This window comes from Flavivirga spongiicola (assembly GCF_030540825.1).
Lineage (GTDB): Bacteria > Bacteroidota > Bacteroidia > Flavobacteriales > Flavobacteriaceae > Flavivirga > Flavivirga spongiicola.
Window position 1 is genome coordinate 3,722,758 of sequence record NZ_JAUOEO010000001.1, and the last position, 25,315, is coordinate 3,748,072.

Consider the following 25,315-nt stretch of genomic DNA (forward strand, 5'->3'; position numbering starts at 1 on the left):
AAAATATTTTTAATTATGAATAAAATTATAAAATTTAAAAGTCTAAAGTTAATTATAGCAGTACTTATTTTGTTTGTTGTCTTTGCTGGCTGTTCAGACAGCGAATTAACTGAAAATCCTCCACACATAATTGGAGCTGATAATTTATATAAAGATCTTGCAGGGTTTGAAGCTGGGCTTAATGGTCTTTATGCACAATATGCTCGAGAAAGAGCTGGTAGTGTGCTTGGATCTGGAAATAATCTTTTTATTGACATGGCAACTTCTGCTGTCGATAATGCTTATGGAAACTTTAGAGCGGGATGGGCATTTGTAGGTAATAATTTAGATACACGTAATAACCCATCAGAAGTTCACAATCGTCGTTTTTTCGAATGGATATATACAACGATAAATGCAGCCAATACCATTATAACTAGAGCAGAAAACCCAGATGTTGATTGGACGCAAGAGGATAAAAGTAGAGTTGTTGCAGAAGCTCGACTTATTAGAGCTTGGGCGTATCGTCATGCCACGTATTTATGGGGAGATGTTCCACTGTCTTTAGAAGAAAGTTCAGGATCAACTATTCGTACAGATTGGACAAGAAACCCTGTGGCAGAGGTTAGAAATCAAATGTTAGAAGATTTACTTTTTGCTGAAGCAAACCTTCCTGAGACCTCATCAAACCCGGGGAAAGCAGTAAAAGGAGTAGCAACTCACTATCTTTCTGAATTGTATTTAACTATAGGAGATAATGAAAATGCCAAAGCTAAAGCAGAAAGTTTAATAAATAGTGGGATTTATAGTTTAGTTACAGAAAGATATGGTGTAAAAGCGAACCAGCCAGGTACGCCTTATTCAGACATGTTCCTAGATGGAAATTCCAATAAATCAGAAGGTAATACCGAAGCCCTTTGGGTTATGCAACAGGAGTTGGAAACAACTGGAGGGGGAAAGAATATTATGCGTCGTTGGCATAGAAATAGGTCAAATTCTGTGAGAGTTGATGGTATAACGGGAGCAATTATCTTTTCCGTTGAAAATGGAGGACGTGGAATTGGAAGAATTGGACCAACACGTTATGCTATGGAATTGTATGAACCAAATGATGATAGAGGCGGTATTTTTGCATGGAGAACATACGAAGTATTAAATAATCCAAACGTAGTGCCTCCTGGTCGTGCTATTGGAGATACCATATGGTTTAACTGGCAGGGAAAAGATGAAGCATTATTTGTTGCAGATTGGCCAAGTACTAGAAAATGGGATTATGCAAATCCAAATAATTTATCAGACGAAGAAAACTATAACGACCAAGTGTATTTGAGGTTGGCTGAAACCTATTTACTTTTAGCTGAAGCACAATTTAAACTAGGAGATCCAAGTGGTAGTGCAGAAACCATTAATCATTTAAGAAGGCGTGCAAATGCAAGTGAGATAACAGGAGGGGATGTTAGTATTGATTTTATATTAGATGAAAGGTCAAGAGAGCTTTATTCCGAAGAACATAGAAAATATACTCTAACCCGCTTAGGAAGATGGTTAGACAGAATGCAGTTATATAACAAAGTTGGAGGACCTAAAGCAGGAGAAAAAGATAAACTGTCTCCTATTCCTCAAACGGTTATAGATGCTAATATCGGTGGTGCATTCGAACAAAATCCAGGATACTAAAAACTAATTTTAAATAAGTTTATTCATAGTAGAGTTTGAGTTAGTTATTTCCTCCTCTTGAAGAACATCAAGAACATCAAGAGGAGGTTAATTATGTTCCTTATAGAATGTATCAGAATAGTTAACAATGTAGTACATCTTTTAATTATTGATTTGTTTATTTCTCCTTTAAATTATAAAATAAAACATAGACGAATGCATCTTAAACATAGGCTGTTATTAATTTTTAGTTTTACATTTTTCTTTTTTAATAACTGTGAAAAAAAAGAAAAAATAGAGAAGGATAAACCTAATATTATCGTAATCATGGCAGACGACATTGGGTATTCTGATCTTGGTTGCTATGGTGGCGAGATTGCAACGCCAAATTTAGATCTTCTAGCTAAGAATGGTATTCGTTTTAATAAAATTTATAATAGTTCAAGATGTTGCCCTACCAGAGCTTCTTTACTTACAGGATTGTACCCACATAATGCAGGAATTGGAGGTATGACCGTGGCAGCTGGAAAAGAAGGGCCTGAAGGTCCATACCAAGGCTATTTAAGCCGCAAAAGTGTAACAATAGCAGAAGCTTTAAGTGCATCAGGGTACAATAGTTACCTATCAGGAAAATGGCATGTAGGTGAAGGCATTGAAAATTGGCCTTTAAAGCGTGGTTTTAAACGATATTTCGGATTAATAAGTGGAGCTAGTAGTTATTTTGAAGTTATTAAAAATCAGGAACGCAAAAGGCAAATGGTATTAGATAGTCTCCCTTGGGAGCCTCCTGCAAAGGGGTTTTATATGACTGATGCTATAACCGATTATGCCATAGAGTGGATGCATGATGCAGATAAAACCAAAGAAACCCCTTTCTTTCTATATGTGGCTTACACAGCACCACATTGGCCGTTACATGCATTACCAGAAGATATTGCTAAATATAAAGGGACGTATAATATAGGTTGGGATAGCCTACGCCTTAGAAGGTTCAAAAAGCTTAAAGATTTGCACCTCATTGATGCCCACGCACAACTTTCTAAAAGACCAAATTCTATCCCCGCTTGGGAAGATGTAGATAATAAAGAAGATTGGGTAAGAAGAATGGAAGTTTATGCAGCCATGGTAGACCGAATGGATCAGGGCGTTGGAAAGATAATTGAAACTTTAAAATCTCAAGGCCAGTTAGAAAACACATTAATTCTATTTTTATCAGACAACGGCGGCAGTGATGAAAATATTGAGAGTAGAGGGTTAAATGATCCTGAAATTTCTATTGGCGATCAGGGTTCCTATGCAGCATATTGTGCACCTTGGGCAAACCTGTCTAATACACCATTTAGATTTTTTAAAAAAAGTACTTATGAAGGAGGTATTGCATCCCCTTTTATAGCACATTGGCCAAACGAAATAAAAAATAAAGGCAGTATTATTAATCAACTGGGATCTGTAACAGATTTGTTACCTACCTTTTTAGATATTGCTAATACAACATATCCACTAAAATATAATGGACATAATATTAAACCGACAAACGGTATTAGCTTATTGCCAGCGCTAAAATCTAATATATCTACAAATCGAGAAGCATTGTTCTGGGAGCATGAGGGAAGCAAAGCGGTCCGGCAAGGAAAATGGAAAGGGGTAACCAATAGTGCTAGTGAATGGGAGTTATATGACATGTATAATGACCCGTCAGAGATTAATAATCTAGCAGAAGTTTATCAAGATACGCTCGATGTATTAGTAGAAAAATATAATCATTGGGCCAATGAAATTGGCATTAATCCTCAAAATTAAAAAAGAATGATTTTTCATAGAACATATATAATAATATCACTATTCTACTTATTTGTTAATATTTCGGTCTTTGCGCAAGAGGTAAATTCTCGTTCTAGTATTACTGTAAATAACGATTGGAAGTTTTGCTATACAGGAAAAGATATTAAAGTTACAAATGTATTAGATACAGAATGGAAGCATATTAATATTCCGCATACATGGAATATAAATGATACGCCTAATGATACAACCACTTATAAAAGAGGTATTGGTTGGTACAAAAAAACACTTCGCCTTTCAAATAGCTTGAAAAATAAAAGAGTGTATTTGCACTTTGAAGGTGCGAATCAAATCGCTGAACTTTTTGTAAACGGAACTTATGTTGGAAAACATTTAGGTGGATATACTGCATTTTCATTTGATATTACCAATTATATACATTTTGATGATGAAAGTAATAGCAATGAAATATCTGTTAAGATAGATAATCGTTTTAATAAGGATATACCGCCGTTATCAGCAGATTTTACTTTTTATGGTGGTATTTATCGTGATGTTTGGTTAATTGCAACAAACCCGGTACATTTTTCTTTAAATGACTATGGGTCTAAAGGGGTTTATATCGCGACACCTAAAGTAACAAAAAATGAAGCTACGGTTAAAATACACGGAAAGATTCATAATCAATCAAACGTTGAAAAAGAAATTCTTATTAGAAGTAAGCTATTTAATAAAAAGGATAGTGTTCTACACACTATTGAAAAAAACTTAAAAATAACAGCAAACCACCAAGTAGATTTCTCTTTAGATAGCATTTTAGTTAATAAGCCAGAGTTGTGGTCTCCAGACCAACCAAATTTATATACGGTAAGAACAGAACTTTTTGAAAAGGGTCATCTTAAAGATGAGGTTATAAGCCCTTTAGGGTTTCGTTTTTTTAATTTCCACGCAGATAAAGGTGTTTTTCTAAACGGAAAGCCTATAAAATTGATAGGTACAAACAGACATCAAGATCATGAAACTTATGGCAATGCTTTATCAAATAAGCTCCATGTAAAAGATTTAGAAATGATTAAAGATGCAGGCTTCAATTTTTTAAGACTAGCACACTATCCCCAAGATCCGGAAGTATTACATGCCGCTGATAAGTTGGGTATTATTATTTGGGAAGAGATACCCATAGTTAATTATGTTACAACCTCAGATGCTTTTCTTAATAATAGCAAGTATATGCTAACAGAAATGATTCGCCAGAGTTATAATCACCCATCCATATTCTTTTGGGGTTATATGAATGAGGTATTTCTTTATGATGCTAATGGAGATCGAAATAAAAACATGAACTTTCCTGACACATATTTAGAATGGACAAAAGATTTAGCAAAACAATTAAACACCTTAGTAAAAAAAGAGGACTCTAGTAGAATTACAGTAATGGCTATCCATCAAAACGATAAGTATGATGAGGTAGGGATCTCTAAAATTCCGGATGCTCTCGGTTATAATCTTTACCAAGGTTGGTATTCAAATTATTTTACAGATTTCGGAAATTTCCTAGATAGAACACATCTTAAATACCCTAAGCGAAAAATTGTAATTAGTGAATATGGAGCAGGAAGTGACGAGCGAATACATGCTTCTAAACCTAAGCGTTTTGATTTTTCAACCGAATATCAGCAGGCCTTTCATGAGAGTTATTTAAAACAGATTAAAGAACGTCCTTTTGTTGGAGTAACAGCTGTTTGGGCACAGAGTGATTTCGGGTCTAATACCAGAGGCGACTCAAAACCTCAAGTTAATCAAAAAGGATTGCAATATTTTAATCGCAAGCCTAAAGACATCTATTATTATTATCAATCTGTTTTAGGTTCAAAACCAGTTATACATATCGCCAGTCATGACTGGCTTAAAAGAACTTCCGCTTTTGGAGAAGGTCAAATAGCAGATACTATAAAAATATACACCAATTTAAAAACTTTGGATATATCGGTTGATGGCATTAAGCATCAAACCCTACAAGTAGACCAATCCAACGTGGCATATTTTAGTTTTATGCCATCAAAAGAGCAACATAAAATTGAAGTTAAAGGAAAACAAGACGAGCATTATTATTCAGATGATATCATCGTGTCTTATACCGATCAAAATCTTTCTAATGGATCATCTAAAGAAATAGCAATAAATGTAGGAGCTACGTTTCAGTTTACAGATGAAAACCAAAAAGTTTGGTTTAAAGATCAACCCTACAATAATATCTGGGGCTATAATAGTAATAATTCAGTGCCATTAAAATTTTCAAAAGGAATTATTGGAACTAAAAATGAGCCCATATACCAATACTATAGAAAAGATATTTCATCATATACTGTAAACGTTGAAGCAGGCCTTTATGAGGTCGATATTTGTCTTGCCGAATTGGAATATTCAGAATCGGGTAAGCGAAAAATGGATATTAGTATTAATAATAAAAGAGTTTGGAAGAATTTGGATCTTGCTAAAACATATGGAAAACAAACAGCCGTAAGTAGAAAGTTTAAAGTTTCTGTAGATGGAGGAGAAGGCATAACAATAAGCTTAAAAGCAAAAAGAGGCAAAACCATACTCAATGGACTTTACATAAAAAAACTAAAATCATTATAAATAACGATCCTAATGCGAAATAAATTCCTTTTAAAAACTAAAAGTTTATTAGTTGTATGTACGTTGATTGTTGGGAGTATGCATGCACAATCTCTATACGATTGGGAAAACCCAAAAGTAATAAGTAGAAACAAGCAGGATGCACATTGTACACTCATGCCATTTGCAAATAGAACATCTGCAATTAACAATATACGTTCTGAATCTCCATGGCGACAAAGCCTTAACGGATTATGGAAGTTTAATTGGGTAAGAAAACCAGAATCAAGGCCCAAAGACTTTTATAAAACTGATTTTGATGATTCTAATTGGGATAAAATTCCAGTACCTTCCAATTGGGAATTGCAAGGTTATGGAATACCTATTTACACTAATATTAATTATCCTTTTCCGGCAGATCCTCCAAAAATCCCACATAATTACAACCCTGTTGGGAGTTACCTTAAAACATTTACAATTCCAGAATCTTGGGATGGACGACGTGTTATTTTACATTTTGGAGCGGTACGTTCTGCTTTTTATTGTTGGATAAATGGAAAAAAAGTGGGGTATAGCCAAGGTAGCAAAACACCAGCAGAGTTTGATGTTACAGAATTTATAAAAAAGGGTGACAATACCTTGGCTGTAGAGGTTTATCGTTGGTCGGATGGTAGTTATCTGGAAGATCAGGATTTTTGGAGACTAAGTGGTATCGATAGAGATGTATACTTATATGCCACACCTAAAACCTATATAAAAGATTATTTTATACGATCTGGACTTACCAAGAATTACCAAAATGGTATATTAAATGTTGCTGTAAAATTAGAGTCTGTAGAAAAGGTAAACCTTAAAGATTATCAAGTTCGGTTAGAATTAATCGATGAATCACATAAGAGCTTACTAGATGTACAAATAGAGGCAGAAGATAAAAATGGGTTGTTGACTTTTGAAAAAATAATCCCAAATATTAAGACATGGACAGCAGAAACACCAAACCTGTACACAGCTATATTATATTTAACCAATTCATTAGGGCAAACAGCTGAAATATTAAGTTCAAAAACAGGATTCAGACAAGTTGAAGTAAAGTCCGGACAGCTATTGGTTAATGGAAAACCCATCTATGTTAAAGGCGTTAATAGGCATGAACACGATGAAAAAACAGGGCATGTCGTATCTGAAGCTTCTATGATTGAAGACATAAAATTAATGAAGCAGAATAATATAAATACGGTTCGAACAAGTCATTACCCTAATGATCCGCGTTGGTATGAACTCTGCAATATCTATGGTCTATACGTTATAGATGAGGCTAATATTGAGACTCATGGTATGGGGTGGGAAGTAGAACTAAATATGATAGCTAAAGATACATTTTGGCTAGAGTCACATTTAGATCGTATTAAACGTATGGTAGAACGTGATAAAAACCATCCATGTATTATTAGCTGGTCATTAGGAAACGAATCTGGAGATGGTATTAATTTTCAAGAAGGATATAAATGGATAAAACAAAGAGATAATACACGTACAGTTCAATATGAGCGAGCGTTCGAAAATCCGCATACAGATATTGTGGCACCCATGTATACACGTATACCACAGTTAATTGAATATGCTTCAAAAGAACAAAACCGTCCTTTAATTATGTGTGAATATGCACATGCCATGGGAAATAGTGTTGGTAACCTACAAGATTACTGGGATGCTATTGAAAAATACGATGTTTTACAAGGTGGATGCATTTGGGATTGGATGGATCAAGGATTACTAAAAAAGAACGAATATGGAGAACAATTTTGGGCTTATGGCGGTGATTATGGCGATGCTCCTAACGACAATAACTTTTGTTTAAATGGATTGGTGCGACCAGATAGGACTCCGAATCCATCATTGTACGAAGTCAAAAAAGTATATCAAAATATAAAAGTAACGCCTGTAGACTTATTAAAAGGAAGGATAACCATTGAAAATAAATTTGATTTTCAAGATTTAAATGCTGTTCAAGGACGTTGGGAACTAAAAGCAGACGGTAAAACATTACAAGAAGGAGACATAAAAAAATTAAACCTGAAAGCTAAAGAAAAGAAACCCTTCAAATTAAATATCAAGACCCCAAAATTAAAAGCAGGGACAGAATATTGGTTGAAGGTTACTTTCAGTCTGGATGAAAATATGCTTTGGGCAAAAAAAGGACATATTTTGGCTCAAGACCAATTTTTAGTTCCTTATCAAACTCCAAAAGTGATTCCATTAGATTTCAATGAGATTTCAGATTTAGCGGTTCAAGAGCATATCGATATGATATCTGTTTCAGGCTCCGATTTTAAGATTGATCTGAGTCGGAAAACGGGAGCTATAGTAGCCATACAATACAAGAACGACGTATTGCTTAAACAACCGCTGGTTCCTAATTTTTGGAGAGCACCAACAGATAATGATCGTGGTAATAAAATGCCTGAACGTTTGTGGGATTGGAAAATGGCTTCATTTAATATGCATGTAAAGGATTTTGAGATACAGCAATTTAATTCAAAATCTGTTCAAATTAATGTGACATCAACAATTAATAATCTGGATGCCTCATATCAAACTACTTATACTATTTATGGCAGTGGAGATATATTGGTAGCGAATAAATTTACAGTAGGAGATAAGAAGCTTTCAGAAATGCCGCGATTTGGTATGCAAACAGAAATAGATTCTAGTTTTAATAAAGTACAATGGTATGGTCGAGGACCCCATGAGTCTTACTGGGATAGAAAAACAGCAGCTAATGTAGATGTGTTTTCTAGTATGGTTAATGAGTTAGATTATAACTATTTGCGACCACAAGAACATGGAAATAGAGCCGGTGTTCGTTGGGCATCATTTCAAAATAGAGAAGGTCTTGGTTTATTGATTGTTGGTAAACCATTATTGAATATTAGTGCATGGCCGTATAAACAAATAGATCTAGAAAATGCCAATCATCCTTATGAAATACCTAGTCGAAATACAACAACTTTAAATATAGACTATAAACAAATGGGTGTAGGAGGCGATAATAGCTGGGGAGCTAAAGCCCATGAAAAATACATGCTGAACGATAAAACATATAGCTATAGCTTCAGGTTACACCTTTATGATAAAAATGATTCGGTGCAACAATCAGCAAAGGAGATTTTACCTAAAAGAAAACAATAAAAGATTGACGATTGAAATTAAAAGCAGCACGATATGCTCTTAAAGGGATTGAGGAAAATGACATATAAAGATAAGTCTGAGCCAATAGAAGTAAGAGTAAAAGATTTACTCTCAAGAATGACTATTGAAGAAAAAGTAGCCCAAACACTATGTATTTATGCTAAAAAAGGGAATTTTCAAGACGAGCAAGGCCATTTTGATGAAAATAAGGTAAAAAAACTTCTTTTAAGTGGCGCAGGAAGAATTGCTGAGGTTGGTTTTGTTGAAGACACTCCTAAGAAAATGGCAGAATTGACCAATAAACTTCAAGCATTTTATTTAGAAGAATCCCGATTAGGAATTCCTGTTATATTCCATGAAGAGTGTTTACATGGGCAGATGGTAAAAGAAGCGACTAGTTTTCCACAACCAATTGCGCTAGCAGGAAGTTGGAACCCTCAATTAATACAAGATGTCTATGCGTTGGTTGCAGAAGAAACCAGAAGTCGCGGTGGACATCATGCATTAACACCAGTTGCCGATGTGGCAAGAGAACCGCGCTGGGGCCGTGTAGAAGAAACTTTTGGAGAAGACACTTATTTGGTAAGTAAAATGACAGTTGCTGCTACCAAGGGCTTTCAAGGAGAAAAAGGAAATTTCAATACAAAAAAGAATGTTATAGCAACACTAAAACACTTTGTTGCACATGCACAACCAGAAGGAGGTTCTAACTGTGCGCCGGTAAATGTCTCAGAAAGAGTTTTAAGAGAAGTCTTTTTTCCGCCCTTTCAAGATGCTATTAATGAAGCCGGAGCTATGTCTGTTATGGCATCTTATAATGAGGTAGACGGATTACCATCACATAAAAACAAATGGCTTTTAGATGATGTATTAAGAAAAGAATGGGGATTTGAAGGATTCACGGTTTCCGATTATTATGCAGTTTATCAACTGAAACAGCGTCATAATGTAGCAATCGATGAAAAAGAAGCCGCATTTCAGGCATTTTCGGCAGGAATCGATGTAGAAATGCCTTTTGATGAATGCTATCACCACCTAACAGATTTAGTTAAAGAAGGACGCATCTCGGAAGCCTATTTAGATAAAGTAGTTAGCAGGTTATTAGCATATAAATTTAGAATGGGGTTGTTTGATGATCCTTACGTAGATCCCGAATATGCAGATTCAATTTGTGGTAGTGAACAACAAAGATCTTTAGCACTTAAAGCGGCTTGTGAAGCTATAACCCTATTGAAAAATGACAATGAGATATTGCCATTAAACACATCAAAAATAAAAACCATTGCAGTTATAGGACCAAATGCTAACGAAGTTTTATTAGGAGGTTATAGCGGCAAACCAAAATTTTATACTACTGTATTAGATGGGATCAAAGAAAAAGTTGGGGACACTATAGACATACTTTATGCCGAAGGATGTAAAATTACAGAGCCTGGTGATTGGGAGGAAACGGATGAAGTTATAGCAAGTAACTCCGAAAACGATAAAAAAGGCATTGCCGAAGCCATTAAAATAGCCGAAAGAGCAGATGTGGTTATTCTTGCTATAGGAGGAAATGCATTGACCTCACGTGAGGCCTGGAATGAAGATCATTTAGGAGACCGTCCTAGTTTAGAACTTGTAGGCAGCCAAAATGATTTAGCTAAAGCCATGGTTGAAACAGGAAAACCTATAGTTTCATTACTGTTTAATGGGAAACCTTTAAGTATAAATTACGTACATAACAACATCCCTGCAATATTGGAATGTTGGTACCTAGGACAAGAAACAGGTAAAGCCGTTGCCGATGTGTTATTTGGAGATTTTAACCCTAGTGGAAAATTACCCATATCATTTCCTCGCTCTGTAGGGCATATACCATCTTATTATAACCATAAACCGAATGACCGTCGTGGTTATTTGTTTGATGAGGTAAGCCCGCTTTATGCCTTTGGATTTGGCTTGAGTTATACCACTTTTAAATATTCAAATTTAAATCTGGAAAAGACTCATATTGATAAAAATGAATCTACAAGACTTTCGGTTAATGTAGAAAATACAGGAAACGTTTCTGGGCATGAAGTTGTACAAATGTATATTCATGATTGCGTATCATCCGTAACACGTCCTGTAAAAGAACTAAAAGGGTTTGAAAAAGTATATTTAAAACCAGGAGAAACAAAAACCATTACTTTAGATATTACACCAAAAGAATTGGCTTATTGGGATGCAGGTATGAATTTTGTAGTAGATCCAGGTACTTTTAATATCATGGTTGGGACGTCTTCAAAGGCTAATGATTTAAAAACGATAACCTTAACCGTAATATCATGACAAAATTAAGTAAATCACTTTCGCTTTATGGATTAACAATGATAGTAATTGGTGCCTGTATAGGGTCTGGAATTTTCTTGACACCTTCTCAAATAGCAGGCCACCTTACATTACCATCACTTATTATTTTAGTCTGGATTGTTGGAGGTGTTTTATCTTTAACAGGTGCATTGACTTATGGCGAATTAGGAGGCATGTTTCCCAAAGCCGGAGGGGTATATGTGTATTTAAAAGAAGCCTATGGTACCATGGCAGGGTTTTTATTTGGATGGGCCTATTTTACAGTTATTAATACCGGAACTATAGCTGCATTGGCTATTGCTTTTACAAACTATTTTGATTTTTTATTTCCTATGAGCGCCTCTGGGGAATTAATAGTTACTATAGCCGCAATTATTATGGTTTCAGTAATTAATATTTTTAGGGTAAAGTTGGTAGAAATGTTTACCAATATTTTTACAGGTTTGAAATTACTAGGAATTATTGCCATTATTAGCATAGGGTTCATTTGGGGGACTTATTCCATAATGGACGGATCTACAGCAGAAGTACAGAAAAGTGTTTTAGAAACGAATACATGGAGCTCTTTTGGCTTAGCACTAATAGGCGTATTATGGTCATTTAGTGGGTGGCATCATGTTTCTTATTTATCTGGAGAAGCAAAAAATGCGAAAAGAAACATACCACTTGCTATGATTATTGGAACGCTTATCGTTTCTGTGGTCTATTTATTAACCAATTTAAGCTTTATGGCATTATTACCAATATCAGAGATTGCTAACTCAGATAGTGTAGCTGCCGATGCCATTAGTAGTATCATGGCATCAGGAGGTGTCATTATTGCAGTTCTTATTGTTATCTCAACATTTGGTACAGCACTCATAAATACGATGGCAGCACCTCGAATTTATTATGTCATGGCAGAAGATGGTGTATTTTTTAAAGGCTTGGCAAAAATACATGCTAAATATAAGACACCGGCAAATGCCATTATAGCTCAAGCCTTATGGTCTATAATCATTGTAATTATATGGGGAACCTTTGAAGCGGTGATTACCTATGTTGTTTTTATCGATTGGATCTTTTTTGTTTTAGTAGCATGTATCGTCATATTATTTAGATTCACAAGAAAAGATGCTATTCGACCATATAAAACTATTGGATATCCAATAATCCCAATCATATTTATAGCTACGGCTACAATTTTTGTTGGAAACACATTAATTAATAACCCATTATATGCAGGGGTAGGTTTACTTTTTCTTGGGTTGGGTTTGCCAGTTTATTATTATTTTAAAAAACAAAAGCTAAACTGAAAACTCTTTATGAAGACAAAAGGACTATTTTATATCATTATTTTTTTAGTACTCCAAAATGGGTTTTCTCAAGAAAGAGATGTTTTTAAACTCATAGAAAAGGTGGTAGAAAAGGAGCAACAATTAAACTTAAAACTTTATAAGCATTTACATCAAAATCCAGAATTATCATTTCAAGAAAAAGAAACTTCAAAACGGATGGCATTAGAATTAAAAACTCTTGGTTTTGATGTAACAGAAGGTATTGGAGGCTATGGTGTTGTAGGCGTTTTTAAAAATGGAAGCGGACCTACCATTATGCTGCGAACAGATTTAGATGCCTTACCACTTAAAGAAAAAACAGGGCTCTCTTATGCAAGTACAGAAAAGGCTATGTTAGAGAAAAAAGAAGTTTCTGTAATGCATGCTTGTGGACATGATATACACATGGTTTCGTTTATAGGAACAGCAAAAACCTTAATTAAGTTAAAGGCATACTGGAGTGGTACATTATTTATGCTTGCACAGCCGGCTGAAGAACGAGGAGGAGCAAAATTGGTATTAAATGACGGGCTCTTTGAAAAATTTTCAACACCAGATTATGCCTTAGCATATCATGTAAGTCCTACAATACAAGCAGGTAAAATTGGTTACACCTCTGGCCCTGCATGGGCAAAAGTTAACACTTTAGAAATAACGGTTAGAGGTTTAGGTGGCCATGGAGCGAAACCTCATAAAGCTATAGACCCTATTGTATTATCGTCAAGAATCATATTAGCCATACAAACAATTACAAGTAGGGAGATTTCTGCAATTGAACCGGCCGTTATAACCGTTGGGGCCATTCATGGAGGAAGCAAACATAATATAATTCCAGAAGAGGTTCACCTTATGCTAACATTACGTTCTTGTTCAGAAGATGTCGCTTTACACATGATAAATTCAATACAACGAATTTGTAATGGCGTAGCCGAATCGGCAGGATTACCAGAAGATAAATATCCTATTATTATTGAGGTAGATGAAAGTTTGCCCCCAGGGATTAATGATCCGGAATTAACAGCACGAGTAGCAGATTTATTAAAAAGTAAAATGGACGATAATATTATTAAAGAAGCTCCAGTAATGAGTTCTGAAGACTTCTATCGTTTTGGTAATACTCCAGAGCACATACCCTTAACAATGTTACGATTAGGAAGTGTTTCTGCAAATAAAATCCTTAATTTTAAGGCTAAGGAGGAGCCTTTGCCTTCTCTACACTCATCATTTTATGCTCCCGATCCAGAACTAACCATTAAAACAGGTATTGTTGGAATGTCATTTTCAATCATTAAGCTAATGGAAGATTTTAACAATAAATTAAAAAAATAGCAACATTGCTAAACGGAATTTATTTAACATTATAAATGTTTTTTATGAATACATACTTAAAATTAATAATTGGACTTATCTTATTTAACACCGTTTTTGCTCATGCAGATATTACATTGCCAAGATTATTTGGAAACGATATGGTACTTCAGCGAAATCAAGACATTAAAATTTGGGGATGGGCAGATTCTAAAGAGAAAATTACCATTTCGTTTCTAGGAGAACAATATACTACGCGTGCTAATAGAAAAGGAATATGGGAAGTTGTATTACCTCCTCAAAAAGCAGGTGGCCCTTTTAAATTAGAAGTGAGCGGGAAGAATACTATAAAACTACAAAATATTTTGATTGGAGATGTTTGGATTTGTAGCGGACAGTCAAATATGTATTTCAGAACTGCTGCAGCTAAAAATTCCTATAGAGATATTAATAATGCTACGAATAAAAATATACGTCTTTTTCAAATTGAAAAGGATGCACATTATCAACCAAAAAAAGATATAACAACAGGAAAATGGCTGGAATGTAACCCGGAAACAGTAAAATCATTTTCTGCAGTAGCATACTTTTTTGGCAGAGATTTACATAAGGAAATTGGAGTTCCGATAGGTTTGATACATGCATCGTGGGGTGGTTCCGGTATTCAGGCTTGGATGGACGGAGCCACTATCAAAAAGTTCTCTGACTATACGGAAGAAGTTAATAAAATAGAAAAAACGCCAGATTATTTTGATCAATTGTTCAGCACTTACAAAAAAAATGGAGGAAGTCTACTTATAAACAAGTTATTTAAAAAAGATCCTGGTTTTAAGGATGATGGAGAAACATTGGATCTTGATTTTTTTAGCAGAACAGATTGGAGCAAGATTCAAGTTCCTGGTTACTGGGAAGATCTGGGAGTCAAAGATTTTAATGGATCCATATGGTATAGAAAACGGTTTGAACTACCAGAAACCTATGCTGACAATGACCTTATACTTGATTTGGGATGGATAGACGATTACGATTTTACCTTTTTTAATGGTAAAAGAATCGGCTCAAGAACTTACAAAGGTTCTGGACGTAAATACACTATTTCGAAAGATATTGTAAAGACCGGAGAGAATGAGATTTTGGTTTGTGTTTATGACCTTGATTGGAAAGGAGGGTTTTGGGGACCGAGAAAATCTAATCTTAAAATAAAAGATGATAAAACATTTTTAAATGTTGATTTACAAGGTCTATGGGATTATAAACTAGGACTGGATAATAAAGATTTCAATACAGATGGTTTAAATTGGAATAAACAACCCACTAAAAGAAGTACGCCAACATTTCTTTATAATGCCATGATTTCTCCATTAACTAAATATGGAATAAAAGGCGCTATATGGTATCAGGGAGAAAGTAATGCCGGCAATGCCAATGAATATTCAAAACTGTTACCTGCCATGATAGATGGTTGGAGAAGCAAATGGAATCAGGCCAATTTCCCTTTTTTAATAGTGCAATTGGCTAATTATGGACCTCTAGCTGATAGTCCTGTAGAAAGTAATTGGGCAGATCAAAGAGAAGCACAATTCAGTACACTCAAAACGCCAAATACAGGTCTGGCGGTTACTATAGATATAGGAAATACAATGGATATTCATCCAACGAATAAGCAAGATGTAGGGCATCGTTTAATGTTATCTTCCTTGAAAGTTGCCTATAATAAAAATGTTGTTCATTCGGGGCCTACCTATAAATCGATGGAAATAATCGATAATAAAATAGTAATCCATTTTGAAAATACTGGTAGTGGTCTTATTGCAAAGGATAAATTCGGTTATCTCAAAGAGTTTGCAATTGCCGGAAACGATAAGAAGTTTGTTTGGGCAAAAGCCTTTGTTGAAGGGAATAAAATTATTGTTTTTAATGAAGACGTTTCAAATCCGGTTGCAGTAAGATATGCCTGGTCTGATAATCCATTAGAGGCTAATCTTTATAATAAGGAAGGACTTCCGGCTATACCTTTTAGAACAGATGATTGGGATGATGCAAAACAAGCCTTAATTAATAATGAGCAAACGCTATACAATTTGAAGGTTGATGCCAATTTGCAAGATTGGGATGATAGTTATTTTGTAAAAGGACTAAATGAACCATGGCGTTTAAAAAATAAGGACAGTACGATTTTTGATTATATAATAACAGATAAACATTTTTATTTTTATTTTAAAACCAAGGATAGTACACTTACAATATCAGACTTTAAGAAAGAGTTGTCAGTGGCAGAAGGAGACAGAGTAGAGTTATTTTTTTCCTCAAAAAAAGATATATCCAATTATTATTGTGCCGAAATTAATCCAAAAGGTGAAGTGTTAGATTATAATGCTAAACACTATCGTAAATTTAATGATAAATGGAATTTTAATTCGCTTCAAGTTTCGACATTAATTTTAGATAAGGAATATATTGTGGAAGGCAGAATAAGTTTAAAAGAATTAAAATCTTTGGGACTTGTAAATGAAATCTATTTAGGCATTTTTAGGGCAGATTATCTAAATAAGGATAAAGTCAACTGGTATACCAAAACGATACCGGATTCAAAGTTTCCAGATTTCCATATTTCATCGGCTTTTGAAAAGATTAGTTTGAAATAAGTAATCTTAATTCAAATAAAGGGATAGTAACAGCGGCCTATGAGCCTTATGAACCGTTAATTAATTATATGTCCGAGCTAAACAATAATGTTTATGCTCTTAAGGATTATTACAATACAAAAAATGAAAACAAAACTTATAATGGGGGATAAAGAATATTTTCCAAACATTAAAAAGATTTCTTTTGAAGGCATACAGAGCAATAATCCTATGGCCTTTCAATATTATGATGAAAATAGAGTTGTTGCAGGAAAAACAATGAAAGAGCATTTGCGCTTTTCAGTAGCCTATTGGCATACGTTTTGTGGAACAGGGGAAGATCCTTTCGGACCGGGAACACAACACTTTCCATGGTTAGAAAATGAAGACCCTATGCAACGTGCTAAAGATAAATTAGATGCTGCATTTGAATTTTTTACTAAACTGGGAGTACCATATTACTGTTTTCATGATAGAGATATGGCTCCAGAAGGAAAAACAGTTAAAGAATCAAAAGAAAACCTTAAAACTTTAGTCAGGTTAGCAAAACAAAAACAAGAAGAATCCGGAGTTAAGTTACTCTGGGGAACAACCAACGTATTTTCACATCCACGGTATATGAATGGGGCAGCAACAAATCCAAACTTTGAAGTTGTTGCACAGGCAGCCGCTCAGGTAAAATCCGCATTAGATGCTACGGTTGAATTAGGCGGTGAAAACTACGTGTTTTGGGGTGGTAGAGAAGGTTATTTTTCGCTGTTAAACACCAATATGAAGCGTGAGATTGAACATTTAGCAATGTTTTTATCTAAGGCTAGAGATTATGGAAGAAGTATTGGGTTTAAAGGTACTTTCTTAATTGAGCCTAAGCCTATGGAGCCTACAAAACACCAATACGATTTTGATACAGCAACCGTCATAGGGTTTTTAGAAAAATACAATTTAGCAGACGATTTTAAGGTGAACATAGAAAACAATCATGCTACCTTAGCTCAACATACTTATGCGCACGAAGTACAAACGGCGTATGATTCAGGAGCTTTTGGAAGCCTCGATATTAATCAGGGAGACCCACATAACGGCTGGGATACTGATGAGTTTTTATTTAATTTGTACGATGCTGTAGAAATTATGCTCGTTATTTTGTCAGAAGGAGGTTTAGGAAAAGGAGGGTTAAATTTTGATGCTAAAACGAGAAGAAGTTCAACCGATTTAGAAGATATTTTTATTGCACATATTCACGGTATGGATATTATGGCGAGAGCCTTACTTATTGCTGATGATATTTTGGAAAACTCAGAATATTTAAAGCTAAAAAAAGACCGCTATAAGAGTTTCGATTCTGGAGACGGCTTAAAATTTGAAAAAGGAGATCTTAGCTTAGAAGAATTATCGTTATTAGCAAGTAAGATAGGAGAACCAGAACAAATAAGTGGAAAACAAGAGTTGTACCAATCAATAATCAATAGATTTATAAAATAAGAGTATATGCTGTTTGCTGGACTTGATGTATCAACCCAAAGCTGTAAATTGATTGTTATCGATACACAATCAAATAAAGTGGTATTTATAACACAAGTAAATTACGATGCAGAACTACCTGAGTATAACACTTTAAATGGCGTTATAAAAAATACTGAAGAAGGTGTGTCAGAATCAAACCCTTTAATGTGGATTGAAGCGATAGAAAAGGTTTTTGTAAGACTTGTAACATCTAATATACCTCAAGATAAAATAAAATGCATTTCAGTTTCTGGGCAACAGCATGGCTTAGTAAGCCTCCAAAAAAATGGTGAACTTTCACATCCGGTGAGTAAACTTTGGAATGATTTTTCTACTCAAAAAGAATGCGATTACCTTACGCAAGCTATTGGAGGTAAAGAAAACATGATTAAGGAAATTGGGAATACGCAACGTACGGGGTATACCGCATCAAAAATCTTGCATTTAAAAAATAATTATCCACAACACTATGAGAATACAACAACATTTTTATTAGTACATAATTATATTAATTTTTATTTAACAGGAGGTGTTGCGACTATGGAGCCTGGCGATGTATCTGGTATGGCATTAAGTCATCCTGAGAAAAATACATGGTCAGAAAAAATAATACAAGCTATCGATCCAGAATTAAAAAGCAAGCTCCCTCCAATTCAAGCCTCAGATAAGAGTATAGGGTTTATCTCAAAGCATCTTGTTCAAAAATATAATTTCGATCCTCAATGTAAAATTGATGCAGGCTGTGGAGATAATATGTATGGCGCTATAGGAACAGGAAACCTTGAAGAAGGAGTAATCACTATGAGTTTAGGAACCAGTGGAACGGTCTATACATTTATGGATCAACCTTATGTAGATAAGACAGGAGAAATCTCATTGTTTTGTAATAGCCTAGGTAGTTTTATGCCACTTTTATGTGTTTCAAATTTAGCAAATGGCTATAATCAATTTTTAGAACAAGAAAATTTAACTCATGATGCGTTTAATCAATTGGTTTATAAAACCAAAGCGGGAAATAATGGAAAGATAATAATCCCTTGGTTTGAAGGAGAGAGAACACCAGATGTTCCTTTGGCAACTCCAACATATTTTGGATTCAAGTTACATGAGTTTAATAAAATACATTTAAGCAGAGCCATTATTGAAGGAGCTGTATTAAACTTATACCAGGGATTTAAGCGTATGCCGATTAAGGCTAAAGAAATTAGACTGACAGGAGGCTTGTCAAAATCACCTGTTTGGAGACAAATAATAGCTGATATTTTTAATTTAGATGTCCTACCTGTTGAAGGGGAAGGTGCTGCTCTTGGAGCAGCAATACACGCCGCTTGGGTTTGGAATAAGGAAAAAGGCAAAACGACAGGTATTATAGAAACTGCAAGTCCTTTTATTCAATTAAATGAGGATGAAAGAGCAAAGCCAATTCCTGAAAACGTACTTATTTACAAGCATCAGAAAAAATTGTTTAACGCATTAAGTGAAAATCTAAGAAAAGCCGATAATGGAGATATATTTAAAATTAGGGGAGAATTATTGTAGAAGAAAAAGAACTATCCGATAATCGTTCTAAAAGTAATCGATTGGGTTCTGTCGCATCTGTAATTTTTCTTGTCATGACCAAATTATTGTAAATTTTGACAGATGCGACAGATCCTTATTATTTCCCAATACAAACAATTTCTTTCATAGTTCTATGGTAAATATTGCCGCTAGCAAAACTTAGTGAATTTACAGTCCATGTTTTTCCTCTTTCACCTAAATCATTTATAGCAATAATGGCTGATTCATCAAGTTTTTCCGCATTAGCATCAATAACATAAACAATACCTATAGCACTTGTAAAATAGATATAATCATTAATTACGGTTGGAGATCCTAAAAAGCACTTTTGAAAGCCACCCCCTCTGGTTCTATTATCTGAAGAATGTAGTTGACCCTGAGAATTCAATCCATCATTTGATTGCTTTTTCCATATGTAGCCTCCATCTTCACTCATTTCTTCTGGAACTTCAAGATATTCTGTCTTTCCGGTAGTGGTATGATGCCTTTTAATAAATGGTTTGTAAAGCCCCATAAAATAAACATATTCACCAACAGGGATATTACAATGGTAATGGTAGTGGTATGCACCACCAAAATCTTTAATCTCTACATCTTTTTGAAGATTGTATTTTTTTGATATGGTATCATATTTATTTAGATCAACGATACGCATGTCTTTTTGACTTACTAATTTTCCTGTTTTAGTATCTATTGTTAAATGCGATTTACCCTCATAAAACCATGATGCTTTTTCGCCATTCCAATGTTGTGTACTTAATGCTCCCCAGCCAGAAACATTATTTTTTTCTTTTGGTTCCCAATGCCATAAGGCCTCTCCCTGAGTTTTATCATGCAAACTAATCAGACTTAATCCGACAGGTCGTTCAGGCACGCTATGAGGTCCACCTCTTCCCATTAATATGGCAGGTTTGCCGTCTTTGGTTTCACCTAAAACGGGTGTATTATAATTAGTCACCGCCGCTTTAGTTACCCACAATCGGTTTCCTGTATTTTTATCAAAGGCATGTAAATAATTCCAGGCAGTTGTTCTAATAGAATCATTTTCCACAGCAGGTTCTACATTTAAAATGAAGTCTTCAAAAATAATAGAATCAAACTGTTTGTTAAACGGACGATTTGGTGTAACTGGAATTGGTTGCCATGTACGTTCCCATACAAGATGACCTTCCATAGAAAAACAAGCCATACCACCACTGGCATTAATAGCCCATACGTGTTTTCCATCAGTCATAGGAGTAGGGGTAGTGGCGTCGCTAAAACCATAATTGTACTCACTTTCAATGGTTCCTTTTATAGTTTTATTCCATACGATGTCTCCATTATTTGAATTTAGACAAAATAAAACGATGTCTTTGTTAGTGGCTCCTCCCTTAACATCTGAAGCTTCAGAATATGTGGGATCATCATTTGGCGGATTGATAGTAAGAAATATTTTATCTCCCCAAACCGCAATACCACTTTGACCACCTTCAGGTAGAGTTTTCTTCCATTTTATATTTTCTCCTGTTCTAACAGACCATTTCGTTGGAACTTTTAAAGATGTTTCGATTTTCCAGCTACCGTCCGGACCACCAGACATTGGCCATTGGTTTTCACTACCCGTTACAGTAACAACATTCTTTTTTGTACTGCTACAGGATATTAAGACCAGGCTGATTAACAAATAACAAAACAATAATCTAAAAGGTAACTTCATTTTATATATTTTTTAGTTTAATAGGTATTTTGGCTTTTTTATATAATCTATAGGAATTTCACCTGAGAGTGACTTTAAGAATATTTCAATTTTCAAGGCCTCTTCTTCACTAATATTCAAACCTCTTTCATGTCTCCCCATAAGCTTTATGGCTCTCCATAATTTACTAGAGGAAGCATCATGAAAATACGGTCCCGTTTTTTCAACATTTCTCAAGGATGCCACTCTAAAAAACATTTTATAGGCGGATACTTTTTTCAAATGATAATAACCCAAATCTTTTTTATTTGGCCATGCTTCGGCTATTCCTAATTTTTGAATCATTTGCCCTCCAAAATTTGAACCTGTATGACAAGAATAACAGCTTTTAGAATTAAAAATATGGCCGCCTTCAATTTCCTCCTTAGACAATGCTTTATCATTGCCCTGAATAAATGAGTCAATAGGAGCTGGTGTAGACAATCCTTCGATGAAAGCCTGTAAAGCATCCATGATATGATCCATTGAAACTGCTTCACTGCTATTTGGAAAGGCAGATTTAAACAGCGTCTTATAACTTGCTATTTTCCCAAGTCGTTGCACAATTAAACTTTCGTCTGTCACATTCATTTCGTAGGGGTTTGTGAATGCATGTTTTAGCTTCTGTTTAAAATTAGTAATACCTCCATCTGCATTATACATAGAAAGCGTTGCTACGTTATATATGGTGGGGACGTCTCTAAACGTCGCTCCTTTATTTTTCGATTCTAAATAGAAAGCCCCATTCGTTCCCTGCTTTTTTAAATCGTGACAACTATTACATGAGATGGTTCCGTTTGAAGAAAGTCTTTGATCATAATATAAATGACGTCCCAAATCAATCTTTTTTTTATTATCAATTAAACGTTGATTGTCTCTTTCAACTGGAACAAAATATGGCATTAATATGTCTCTTAAACTTTGTGCCTCTTGATTCATATTAGATTGACCAAACGTTTGAAAAGAAAAACAAATCACAAAAAGTAAAAAAACAAAAAGCTTAGAAAAACACATTTAAAATATTTATGTAGTCTTTAATTTATGTATGGTCCTATATCCGTAATAACCAACTACGGATAAACAAATCATTGGCAATATAAAAGAAAAGTTAACTTCTGGGATATACCCTAAAAAAGTAACATCGTTAAAACCATCTCCGCCCAAATCTAAAATGGCCGCTTGAATTGGCGGCATAAAAGCACCTCCAACAATAGCCATAACCAAACCTGCTGAACCAATTTTAGCCTCATCTCCCATATCTTTAAGTGCAATACCATAAATAGTTGGGAACATAATAGACATAAAAACAGATATGGCTACTAACGAAATTAACCCTGGAATACCTGGCAATAAAACAGCACCAATAGCACATAAAGCGCCTGAGAAACCAAAAATGGCTAAGACTTTGGAGGGATTTATTTTTCTCATTAGTCCAGTTCCAATCCACCTTCCAGATAAGAATAAAATCATAGCTGCAATATTATAATTAGTCGCAGTAATATTCAATCCATGAACTTCATTTAAATTATCTACATATTGAAAGATAAAAGTCCAGCACATAATTTGAGAACCCACACAGGCCGCTTGTGCCACGACGCCTCCTAAATAATTTCTATTAGAAAATAACCTGGAAAAAGAGGCAGACAACCCCATTTTATCTTCTTGTGGTGTTTTTGGTATTCTAGTAAAAATAATAATGGCCATAATTACCAAAACCAGAACGCCTAAACTAATATAAGGGACACTAATAACTCCTAAGTCGTTTTCTCTAATGACAGCCAATTCGCCAGACGATAATGCATCATAAGCTTCGGCAGTATAATCGTCAGAACGAATGGCACCTAAAACAAAAACCTGAGCAATAACCATTCCTGTTAACGATCCCACAGGGTTAAAGGCCTGAGCAAGGTTTAATCGTTGTGTCGCTGTTCTTTTATCTCCTAATGCTAATATTAATGGATTTGCTGTTGTTTCTAAAAATGACAACCCACAAGTAATAACCCATAATGATATTAAGAAAAAATTGAAATTTTCGAAAGCAGCAGCAGGATAAAACATAAAAGCTCCTATAGCATAAAGTGTCAACCCTAAAAGGATTCCCGATTTGTAACTAAACTTTCGAATGAATAAGGCTGCAGGCAATGCCATGAAAAAATAACCAAAATAAAAGGCGGATTGTACTAAGGATGCTTGCAAATTGGAAAGTTCGGGCATTACTTTTTTAAATGCGGAAACCATAGGGTTGGTTAAGTCATTAGCGATTCCCCATAAAGCAAATAAGGAGGTTATAATGATGAAAGGAAATAACAGTTTCTTACTTACTAGTGGCGCACTTTTTGGGTTGGTCATAAAAATTTTAAAGATAAATTATAGATTAATTTTATTTAAATTGAAGGTAATTCTCCTGTACTATCAGCAAAGGTTTCTGTTTCAATACCAATTTTGTTTAACATACTTACAAACAAATCGGCCATATGGACTTTTTTAGGATCAAAGACTTCATAAGAACCATGTTTGACTCCAAGTTTTGAACCACCAGCAAGAACTAGTGGGTAGTTGTTTGCATTGTGTGTGGAGCAACAAGCACTACCATATAAAACTAAAGTATTCTCCAATAAAGAACCATGTTCGTCATGGGTGTTTTCCATGCGATCTAAGAAATAAGCAAATTGCTTAGTCATCCATTGATCATACTTTCCTAATCGTTCTTGATAACCAGTTGCTCTATCATGTGTCATGCTATGGTGCCCGGTTAAGTTTAGGGTTAGTTTAGGAAAAGCATCAAAAAGTCCCATACCGTCTTCCCGTCCCATCATGAATGTCATGACACGCGATAAATCAGTTTGCATACCAAGAATCATTAAATCCATTGTTGAGCGGAGATAAGCTTCAGGATTTACGGTAGCATCTACATTTAGGTTAATATAAGAAGCATCAAAATCTTTCATGGGAATATCTAACCATTTTTCGTTTCTTTTTACCTGCTCTTCTATCGAGTTTAAAGAAGACATATATTCGTCTAACTTAATATTATCGTTATAACCCAATTGTTTTTTAAGTCGCTTACTATCTTCTAAAACTAAATCAACAATTTTTTTATCTTGTTGTAAACTTTTACGTCTTTCTGCAGATGTAGCACCACCGGTTGGGGAAAAATAGCGTTCAAAAATTTCTCTTTGACGGTGTTCTGAAGGAATGGCTTTTCCTGTAGAGTCAAATGATAAAGTAGAAGCCCTTGATTTATAACCAACGCCACCATCTGTAGATAATGTTAACGACGGAATTCTAGTATACTTAGCAAATTTTTGTGCGGCAATTTGATCGATAGAAATAGTATTTAAATACTTATCTCCTCTTAAGTCTCCTCCTGTAAGCCAGGTGTCTCCAGCCATATGGCCTAAAACGTTTCGACTATTTGGGTGACTTAACCCCCCCAGAACAGATATGTTTTTTCGATGTGATTCTAATGGAGCTAATGAATTTGTAAACTTATAATCTGCACCTGTTTTATGTGGAAACCAATTCCATTCTTGATGTTTGGAGTCTGCTCCTGGAGACATACTTACGCCATTCGGAAAATACAAAAAGCAAAGCCTTTTGGGAGCTTTAGGCGCAGAGAAACTTGTTAGAGTTCCCATGCCCATACATTCTAAATAAGGTAGCATACAAGCTGCTCCTAAACCTTTTATAAATGTTCTACGATCTAAATGCCATGATTTTCTACCCAT

14 protein-coding genes are annotated in these 25,315 nt (G+C 34.8%); 10 read left to right on the forward strand and 4 right to left on the reverse strand.

Annotated features, from left to right (window positions below; all coding sequences use genetic code 11):
* Window positions 1–15 precede the first annotated feature (15 nt).
* The 10 genes from Q4Q47_RS14940 (at window position 16) to Q4Q47_RS14985 (ending at window position 19,849) form a co-directional block, all read left to right on the forward strand.
* Window positions 16–1,656, forward strand: a complete 1,641-nt coding sequence (locus Q4Q47_RS14940; RefSeq protein WP_303307436.1) for a RagB/SusD family nutrient uptake outer membrane protein — start codon at window positions 16–18, stop codon at window positions 1,654–1,656.
* 195 nt (window positions 1,657–1,851) lie between these two features.
* A complete protein-coding gene (locus tag Q4Q47_RS14945) occupies window positions 1,852–3,435 on the forward strand; it encodes an arylsulfatase (protein ID WP_303307437.1) in 1,584 nt (527 codons plus the stop codon).
* Window positions 3,436–3,441: 6 nt separating this feature from the next.
* Window positions 3,442–6,057 carry a glycoside hydrolase family 2 TIM barrel-domain containing protein gene (locus tag Q4Q47_RS14950; protein WP_303307438.1) on the forward strand — a complete coding sequence of 872 codons (2,616 nt, stop codon included), beginning with the start codon at window positions 3,442–3,444 and terminating at the stop codon, window positions 6,055–6,057.
* Between the two features lie 12 nt (window positions 6,058–6,069).
* Complete coding sequence (locus Q4Q47_RS14955; protein WP_303307439.1) at window positions 6,070–9,225, forward strand: glycoside hydrolase family 2 TIM barrel-domain containing protein; 3,156 nt, start codon at window positions 6,070–6,072, stop codon at window positions 9,223–9,225.
* 57 nt (window positions 9,226–9,282) lie between these two features.
* Window positions 9,283–11,538 (forward strand): glycoside hydrolase family 3 N-terminal domain-containing protein, encoded by a 2,256-nt coding sequence (locus tag Q4Q47_RS14960; protein WP_303307440.1) that lies wholly within the window; start codon window positions 9,283–9,285, stop codon window positions 11,536–11,538.
* Window positions 11,535–12,854 carry an APC family permease gene (locus Q4Q47_RS14965; protein WP_303307441.1) on the forward strand — a complete coding sequence of 440 codons (1,320 nt, stop codon included), beginning with the start codon at window positions 11,535–11,537 and terminating at the stop codon, window positions 12,852–12,854. The genes Q4Q47_RS14960 and Q4Q47_RS14965 overlap by 4 nt, the downstream gene beginning before the upstream one ends.
* A 9-nt stretch (window positions 12,855–12,863) precedes the next feature.
* Window positions 12,864–14,204 carry an amidohydrolase gene (locus Q4Q47_RS14970; protein WP_303307442.1) on the forward strand — a complete coding sequence of 447 codons (1,341 nt, stop codon included), beginning with the start codon at window positions 12,864–12,866 and terminating at the stop codon, window positions 14,202–14,204.
* A 44-nt stretch (window positions 14,205–14,248) separates the two neighbouring features.
* Window positions 14,249–16,828, forward strand: a complete 2,580-nt coding sequence (locus Q4Q47_RS14975; RefSeq protein WP_303307443.1) for a sialate O-acetylesterase — start codon at window positions 14,249–14,251, stop codon at window positions 16,826–16,828.
* A gap of 123 nt (window positions 16,829–16,951) precedes the next feature.
* Window positions 16,952–18,289: a xylose isomerase gene (gene xylA, locus Q4Q47_RS14980; RefSeq protein ID WP_303307444.1), complete on the forward strand. Its 1,338-nt coding sequence runs from the start codon at window positions 16,952–16,954 to the stop codon at window positions 18,287–18,289.
* A gap of 6 nt (window positions 18,290–18,295) precedes the next feature.
* Window positions 18,296–19,849 (forward strand): xylulokinase, encoded by a 1,554-nt coding sequence (locus tag Q4Q47_RS14985; RefSeq protein ID WP_303307445.1) that lies wholly within the window; start codon window positions 18,296–18,298, stop codon window positions 19,847–19,849.
* 118 nt (window positions 19,850–19,967) lie between these two features.
* Here Q4Q47_RS14985 and Q4Q47_RS14990 read toward each other — a convergent pair whose 3' ends face one another.
* The 4 genes from Q4Q47_RS14990 to Q4Q47_RS15005 all read right to left on the reverse strand — a co-directional run bounded on the left by Q4Q47_RS14990 (window position 19,968) and on the right by Q4Q47_RS15005 (window position 25,315).
* Window positions 19,968–21,569, reverse strand: coding sequence for an outer membrane protein assembly factor BamB family protein (locus Q4Q47_RS14990; protein WP_303307446.1), 1,602 nt, complete (start codon window positions 21,567–21,569; stop codon window positions 19,968–19,970).
* A gap of 12 nt (window positions 21,570–21,581) precedes the next feature.
* A complete protein-coding gene (locus Q4Q47_RS14995; RefSeq protein WP_303307447.1) occupies window positions 21,582–22,526 on the reverse strand; it encodes a cytochrome-c peroxidase in 945 nt (314 codons plus the stop codon).
* Window positions 22,527–22,610: 84 nt separating this feature from the next.
* A complete protein-coding gene (gene fucP / locus Q4Q47_RS15000) occupies window positions 22,611–23,936 on the reverse strand; it encodes an L-fucose:H+ symporter permease (protein WP_303307448.1) in 1,326 nt (441 codons plus the stop codon).
* Window positions 23,937–23,971: 35 nt separating this feature from the next.
* A complete protein-coding gene (locus Q4Q47_RS15005) occupies window positions 23,972–25,315 on the reverse strand; it encodes a DUF1552 domain-containing protein (protein ID WP_303307449.1) in 1,344 nt (447 codons plus the stop codon).

Excerpts from the sequence above, each read along its gene's own strand:
- Q4Q47_RS14965 (WP_303307441.1), top strand. The coding sequence starts at position 11,535 with ATGACAAAATTAAGTAAATCACTTTCGCTTTATGGATTAACAATGATA.
- Q4Q47_RS14985 (WP_303307445.1), top strand. The coding sequence starts at position 18,296 with ATGCTGTTTGCTGGACTTGATGTATCAACCCAAAGCTGTAAATTGATT.
- Q4Q47_RS14955 (WP_303307439.1), top strand. The coding sequence starts at position 6,070 with ATGCGAAATAAATTCCTTTTAAAAACTAAAAGTTTATTAGTTGTATGT.
- Q4Q47_RS14960 (WP_303307440.1), top strand. The coding sequence starts at position 9,283 with ATGACATATAAAGATAAGTCTGAGCCAATAGAAGTAAGAGTAAAAGAT.
- Q4Q47_RS15005 (WP_303307449.1), bottom strand. The coding sequence starts at position 25,315 with ATGGGTAGAAAATCATGGCATTTAGATCGTAGAACATTTATAAAAGGT.
- Q4Q47_RS14975 (WP_303307443.1), top strand. The coding sequence starts at position 14,249 with ATGAATACATACTTAAAATTAATAATTGGACTTATCTTATTTAACACC.
- Q4Q47_RS14940 (WP_303307436.1), top strand. The coding sequence starts at position 16 with ATGAATAAAATTATAAAATTTAAAAGTCTAAAGTTAATTATAGCAGTA.
- Q4Q47_RS14990 (WP_303307446.1), bottom strand. The coding sequence starts at position 21,569 with ATGAAGTTACCTTTTAGATTATTGTTTTGTTATTTGTTAATCAGCCTG.
- Q4Q47_RS14970 (WP_303307442.1), top strand. The coding sequence starts at position 12,864 with ATGAAGACAAAAGGACTATTTTATATCATTATTTTTTTAGTACTCCAA.
- Q4Q47_RS14950 (WP_303307438.1), top strand. The coding sequence starts at position 3,442 with ATGATTTTTCATAGAACATATATAATAATATCACTATTCTACTTATTT.
- Q4Q47_RS14945 (WP_303307437.1), top strand. The coding sequence starts at position 1,852 with ATGCATCTTAAACATAGGCTGTTATTAATTTTTAGTTTTACATTTTTC.
- xylA (WP_303307444.1), top strand. The coding sequence starts at position 16,952 with ATGAAAACAAAACTTATAATGGGGGATAAAGAATATTTTCCAAACATT.
- Q4Q47_RS14995 (WP_303307447.1), bottom strand. The coding sequence starts at position 22,526 with ATGAATCAAGAGGCACAAAGTTTAAGAGACATATTAATGCCATATTTT.
- fucP (WP_303307448.1), bottom strand. The coding sequence starts at position 23,936 with ATGACCAACCCAAAAAGTGCGCCACTAGTAAGTAAGAAACTGTTATTT.